This window comes from Sandaracinobacteroides sp. (assembly GCF_057137845.1).
The window spans coordinates 1-6,001 of sequence record NZ_DBNHFX010000030.1 but is presented as its reverse complement, the minus strand read 5'-3'; the positions used below and the strand labels follow the sequence as shown (position 1 = coordinate 6,001).

Below are 6,001 nucleotides of genomic sequence, written 5' to 3'. Positions count from 1 at the left end.
TCGGCGTCGCTCATGTTGATGCAGGGGCCAAGCAGAACCATGTCCAGGCGCCGCATGTCGTCGACGAAGACCGCCAGCTTGTCGGTCAGGTGGATGTCATAGGCCATCGAACCGGCATAGAATGCGGCCGGGTGGTGGGTTTTCAGCCAGGCCGTCTGCCAGGCGACCAGCGCATAGGCTGCTGCGTGGCTCTTGTTGAAGCCATAGCCTGCGAACTTGTCGACCAGATTGAAGATATATTCCGCCTGTGCAGACTCGACGCCGTTCGCCTTTGCCCCTTCAACGAAGCGCGCGCGCTGCGCGTCCATCTCGGCCTTGATCTTCTTGCCCATCGCCCGGCGCAGCAGGTCGGCCTCTCCCAGCGAATAGCCCGCCAGAACCTGCGCGATCTGCATCACCTGTTCCTGATAGATGATGACACCATAGGTCGGCTTCAGGATGGGTTCCAGCATCGGATGCAGATAGTCCGGCGCTTCCCGTCCCCATTTGCGCGCGGCGAAGCTCGGGATATTGTCCATCGGGCCGGGCCGATACAGCGCGCCCAGTGCCACGATATCTTCGAACAGCGTCGGCTTCACCAGTGCCAGCGCCCGGCGCATGCCTTCGGATTCGAACTGGAACACCCCAACCGTGTCGCCGCGCGTCATCAGCGCATAGACGGTCTGATCGTCCCACGGCAGATGGTCGAGGTCGACGATCGTTCCGCGCGCGGCAAGCAGCTTGCAGGCGCGCGCCAGCACCGAAAGCGTTTTCAGGCCCAGAAAGTCGAACTTCACAAGGCCGGCTTCCTCGGCCCATTTCAAGTCGAACTGGGTAACCGGAAAGTCCGACCGGGGATCGCGATAAAGCGGCACCAGTTCCGCAAGCGGACGGTCGCCGATGACGACGCCCGCCGCGTGGGTCGAGGAGTGGCGCGGCCGCCCTTCCAGTTGCAACCCGACTTCGATCAGCCGTTCGACCTTGGGGTCCGCCTTTATTTCGGTGGTCAGTTCAGGGACGCCGTTCAGCGCGCGCTTCAAATCCCACGGGTCGGCGGGGTTCACCGGGATCAGGTTCGAGATCCGGTTCACCTGCCCATAGGGCAACTGCATGACACGGCCGACATCCTTGACGACTGCGCGCGCCTTCAGCGTTCCGAAGGTGATGATCTGCGCCACCTGCGCGCTGCCATATTTGCGCTGCACATAGCGGATCACTTCCTCGCGCCGGGTTTCGCAGAAGTCGATGTCGAAGTCGGGCATCGACTTGCGCTCGGGGTTCAGGAAACGCTCGAACAGCAGGCCCAGCGCCAGCGGGTCGAGGTCGGTGATGCGCAGCGCCCAGGCAACCGCCGAGCCAGCGCCCGACCCGCGCCCCGGCCCTACGGGAATCCCCTGTTCCTTCGACCACTGGATGAAATCGGCAACGATCAGAAAATAGCCGGAAAAGCCCATGTCGCCGATGATCTTCAGCTCGAACTCCAGCCGCTCGTGATAGGGGGCCTCGTCTTCGGCAGAAAGCGGCGCCGCCATCGCCGAGAGCCGCGCGCGCAAGCCCGCTTCGGCCAGTTCGCGAAGGCCCGCCTTTTCGGCTTCGGCGTCGGCCACCAGCTTCGGCAGCACCGGATCACGCTTTTTCAGCGCGAAGGCCGTCCGCTTCGCTACCAGCGCGCAATTGGCGATCGCTTCGGGCAGATCGTGGAAGCGGGCGGCCATCTCGTCGGCCGCGGCAAGATAATGTTGCGGGTTCGAGCGGCGCCGGTCCGCCGTTTCCAGATACGCCCCTTCCGCGATGCACAGCATCACGTCGTGCGCGTCGTGGCCTCCCGGTTCCAGAAAGCGCGCGGGGCTGGTTCCGACGATCGGCAGACCGCGTTCATGGGCAAGTTCCAGCAGCGCCTGTTCACTGGCCAGTTCGTCCGGCTCGCCGCTGCGCGACAGCTCGATGAACAGCCGGTCGCCGAACAGTTGTTGCAGGCGCGTTGCCAGCGCCAGCGCCTCGTCGTGCTGGCCCTGGGCGAACAGCCGCGCCAAGGCGCCATCGGCGCCGCCGGTCAGGCACAACAACCCGTCCGTCAGGCCCTGCAAGCCGTCCAGTCCGCCCTCGCCGTCCATGTGGGCCGACGACACCAGCTTCAGAAGGTTGCTCCAGCCGTCGGCGTTGCGGGCATACAGCACCAGATGATCGATCGGCGGGCGGGCGCCCGGCCGCAATGCGCCGGGCGGCATGTCGCGCAGCAACGGCAGCATCGTGCCGATCACCGGCTGGATGCCGGCCTCGGTGCAGGCCTTGGAAAACGCCATCGCCCCGAACAGATTGCCCCGGTCGGCCAGCCCGACGGCCGGCACACCGCGCCGCGCGCAGGTGGCAGACAGCGCTTTCAACTCGATCGTCGACTCGAGCATCGAGTAACTGCTCTGGACCCTGAGCGGTATGTACATGCCGAACCTTGTTTCGCCTTCAGGGCCTCGGCGCAACCGCTGCGCGCCGATTATGCCGGGAAAATCTACTGGCCGAAGCCGGGTTCCGACGCGGCTGCGATCGCAGCCCTTGCGGCCGCCATCAGCGCGCCCGACTTCGCTTCGCACTCGCGCTGTTCAGCCTCAGCCACGCTGTCGGCAACGATGCCGGCCCCTGCCGTCACGTGCATCACCCCGTCCTTCACGACGGCGGTGCGCAGCACGATGCAGCTATCCATGCCGCCATCAGGGGCGAAATAGCCGATGCCGCCGGCATATGGGCCGCGCTTTTCCGCTTCCAGTTCGGCGATGATCTCCATCGCGCGCACCTTCGGCGCACCGGAAACCGTGCCTGCCGGAAAGCCGGCCAGCAGCGCGTCGATCGAATCCGTGCCCGCCTTCTGCTTGCCGACGACGTTCGAAACGATGTGCATGACGTGGCTGTAGCGTTCGATGGTGAAGCTGTCGGTCACGCGCACCGTGCCCGGTTCGGAAGCCCGGCCCACATCGTTGCGGCCCAGATCCAGCAGCATCAGATGCTCGGCCAGTTCCTTGGGGTCGGCCAGCAGGCTTTGCTCCAGCGCCTGGTCCTCGGCGTCGGTGGCGCCGCGCGGGCGGGTGCCGGCGATCGGCCGGATGGTCACTTCGCCGCCGCGCGCGCGCACCAGGATTTCCGGGCTGGACCCGGTAACGGAAAATCCGGGCAGATCAAGGTGATACAGGAAAGGCGACGGGTTCACCCGCCGCAGCGACCGGTAAAGCTGGAACGGCGGCAGCGGGAACGGCATTTCGAACCGCTGCGCCAGCACCACCTGAAAAATATCTCCGGCAGCGATATAGGCCTTGGCCGCCTCGACCATCGCGCGATAACGATCGCGGCCGACCGCTGAACGGGGCGTCGGCGCAGCGCCGGTTTCCTGCGCCAGCGTTGCGCGTGGCGGCAGCGGCCGCGACAGCCGCGCGGCAGCGGCCTCCAGCCGTTCGGTCGCGCGGCGAACGGCCACGTCCGGTTCGATGGCGGCATCGGCATACAGCGGCGCAACCAGCGTCAACGTATCGGCAAGCCGGTCGAACACCAGCAGCAGCCCTGCCCTGACGAACATCATGTCAGGGACAGCCAGAGGATCAGCTTCTGGCACCGGCAGCGTTTCGACGAGCGACGCCGTTTCATAGCCGAAATAGCCCACGAGGAACGGCAGCGCCGGTGGCAGCGTCGCCGGCACATCGGTTGCAATCGAGGCAACGAGTTCGCGCAGGGCGACCAGCGTCGGCGCATCGACCGGCTGGAACGCCGCTGGATCGTCGCGCCACGCGCGGTTGATCTCGGGCTGGTTGCCGGTCGCGCGGAACGCCAGATCGGGATCAAGCCCGATCAGCGAGTATCGCCCGCGCGTGCGCCCGCCTTCTACGGATTCCAGAAGGAAATCGCCCCGCCCCGATGCCGCGAGCTTCAGCCAGGCCGACACCGGCGTTTCGGTATCGGCATCGAGCACCATATGCAGGCAGGCGTGCCGTCCGGCGGCCAGCCGGTCGCGCGCTTCGGCCAATTGCTGAGGGTTCAGCACCTTTCGCCCGTCATTCGCTGTCGAGCGCGCCGGTCAGACGCTGGTTCACCGCCTTCACGCTTGCGGGCTTGCGCACCACGACCGCCTCGCGCTCGATGGCGCGGACATAGCTTTCGGCAAGTTCGGTGCCTGCGTCCCGCACGAGGCCCGGACGCACGGCGCCCGAAAGCTGGGCCGCATCCGACGGATCGCCCGGCTGAACGTCGTTCACCTTCACCACGAACCAGCCCTGATTGCCGGGCGCCGCGATAACCCCGGCCTTGCCGCTGGGGGTGTTCAGCAGCATCGAAACCGGCGGCGGAACCTGACGCCCCTCGTTTGCCATCTGCATCAGTTCGAGGCGGCGAACGGCAATCACCTGCGGCTGCCCGTGCTTCTGCCCGGCGGTCGCCTTGTCCATCGGCTCGCCCTTGTCGAGCGAGGCAGCGATCCGTTCGGCAACAGCCTTCGCCGCGTCCGATCGCGCCTGCGCCGCCCATGCCTGCTCGACGCCGGGACGGATCTTGTCCAGCGGCGCCAGCGTCGGCGGGATCACGTCGGTCACTTCCAGCAGCGCAAAATGATCTTCCGCCAGCTCGACGACCTGCGGGCCATCGCCCTGTGCGGCAGCGAACGCCTTGGGCAGCACCGGCTGCGCGACACGGGTTACGGTATAATCATCGGCAACCAGCCGGCCATCGCGCGTAAGGGCTGGAACGGTCTGCACCGCCACGCCCAACGCTTTCGCCACATCCGCAAACGACTGGCCCTCTGAAAGCCGGTCCTCGGCATCGGCCACAGTCTTCGACAGCAGGTCGGCCAGCTTGTCGTCGGCGAGACGCTTTTCGATGTCTCCGGCAACCGATGCAAAGGGTGCGGCCTTTGCAGGATGCACCGCCCCGACCGACAGCACCGTCCAACCGAACTTCGATTTCAGCGGGTCGCTGACCGCGCCCTTGGGCAGAGCGAATGCGGCTTTCGCCACTTCCTCGCTGATCTGCTTCGCCAGTTGTTCCTGGCTCAGTGCACCCAGTGAAACGTCACCTTCGCCGAAGCCTTCGGCCTTGGCGGCGGTAACGAACGGCGTGCCGCCACGCACGGTTGCGGCAAACGCCTTCGCCTTCGCCTCGTCGGGCAGCACGATCTGCTGCACTTCGCGCGTTTCGAGACCACCGAACTCGCCCTGATGCTCGTCATAGTATTTGCGCACTGCGTCGGCAGTCGGCTTCGCCTGTGCGGCAAGCTGCGCCCGGTCCAGCTCGGCAAAGCGGAACGCCCGCCGTTCCGGAATGGTGTAGTCCTCCTTGTGGGCGGTGTGGAATTCCTGAAGCTGCTTGTCGGTCGGCTTGCCGGGGTCGGCCATTGCAGCCGATGGAATCGGCAGAATCACGCCCTTGCGCTGTTCCAGCAGCATCTTCGTATAGGTTTCGGTCATGCCCTGCGGCACGGTCGAGCCGGCCATCACCGGTTGCAGCAACTGCCGCCGCAACAGGTCTGCCGCGATCGAATCACGCAATTCCCCTTCGCCAAGCTGCTGCTGCGCCAGCAGGCGGCGGAAGGTGGCATCGTCGAACTTGCCGTTCACCTGAAAGGCCGGAATGCTGGCGATCTCTCCGTCGATCATGCGGCGCGAAATCGCCATGCGGTTGGCTTCGCCAAACACCTGCATCGCCTTGGTTGCGATCATCTGCTGCAACAGCATGTCGCCCGCACCCGCCGCCACGAACTGGGCGTTGGTAAGTTCCGGCGAGCGTTCGCGTTCGCGCTGGACGGCACGGTCGATCGAGCCGGTATAGTCGGTGTCGAGGATCGCGCGGTCGCCGACCGTGACCAGCACATTGCCCTGCTGCGTGGTGCTGCCGCCACCGCCGGGGCCCTGCCCCTGAAACATGGTCAGGACCATCGCGCCCAGCGCGAGTGCAAGAACCAGAATGCCGACCCACGACGAGACCGACTTGCGCAGGAACTGGAGCATCGAAGTCCTTACTTGCCTGTTTGAACGCCTGCCTGCCTGATTCC

General features: G+C 65.8%; 3 protein-coding genes. All 3 read right to left on the bottom strand.

Annotated features, from left to right (window positions below):
* On the bottom strand, positions 1-2,384 hold a 2,384-nt coding region (dnaE, locus tag AC16JP_RS01355; protein ID WP_484338805.1), incomplete at its 3' end, for a DNA polymerase III subunit alpha.
* A 101-nt stretch (positions 2,385-2,485) separates the two neighbouring features.
* Positions 2,486-3,934 carry an anthranilate synthase component I gene (gene trpE, locus AC16JP_RS01350; protein ID WP_484338806.1) on the bottom strand — a complete coding sequence of 483 codons (1,449 nt, stop codon included), beginning with the start codon at positions 3,932-3,934 and terminating at the stop codon, positions 2,486-2,488.
* Positions 3,935-4,013: 79 nt separating this feature from the next.
* Positions 4,014-5,957, bottom strand: coding sequence for a peptidyl-prolyl cis-trans isomerase (locus tag AC16JP_RS01345; RefSeq protein WP_484338804.1), 1,944 nt, complete (start codon positions 5,955-5,957; stop codon positions 4,014-4,016).
* Between the last annotated feature and the right edge of the window lie 44 nt (positions 5,958-6,001).

Bases quoted from the DNA above. Each gene is read 5' to 3' on its own strand.
- trpE (WP_484338806.1), bottom strand. From the start codon at position 3,934: ATGGTGCTCGATGCCGATACCGAAACGCCGGTGTCGGCCTGGCTGAAG.
- AC16JP_RS01345 (WP_484338804.1), bottom strand. From the start codon at position 5,957: ATGCTCCAGTTCCTGCGCAAGTCGGTCTCGTCGTGGGTCGGCATTCTG.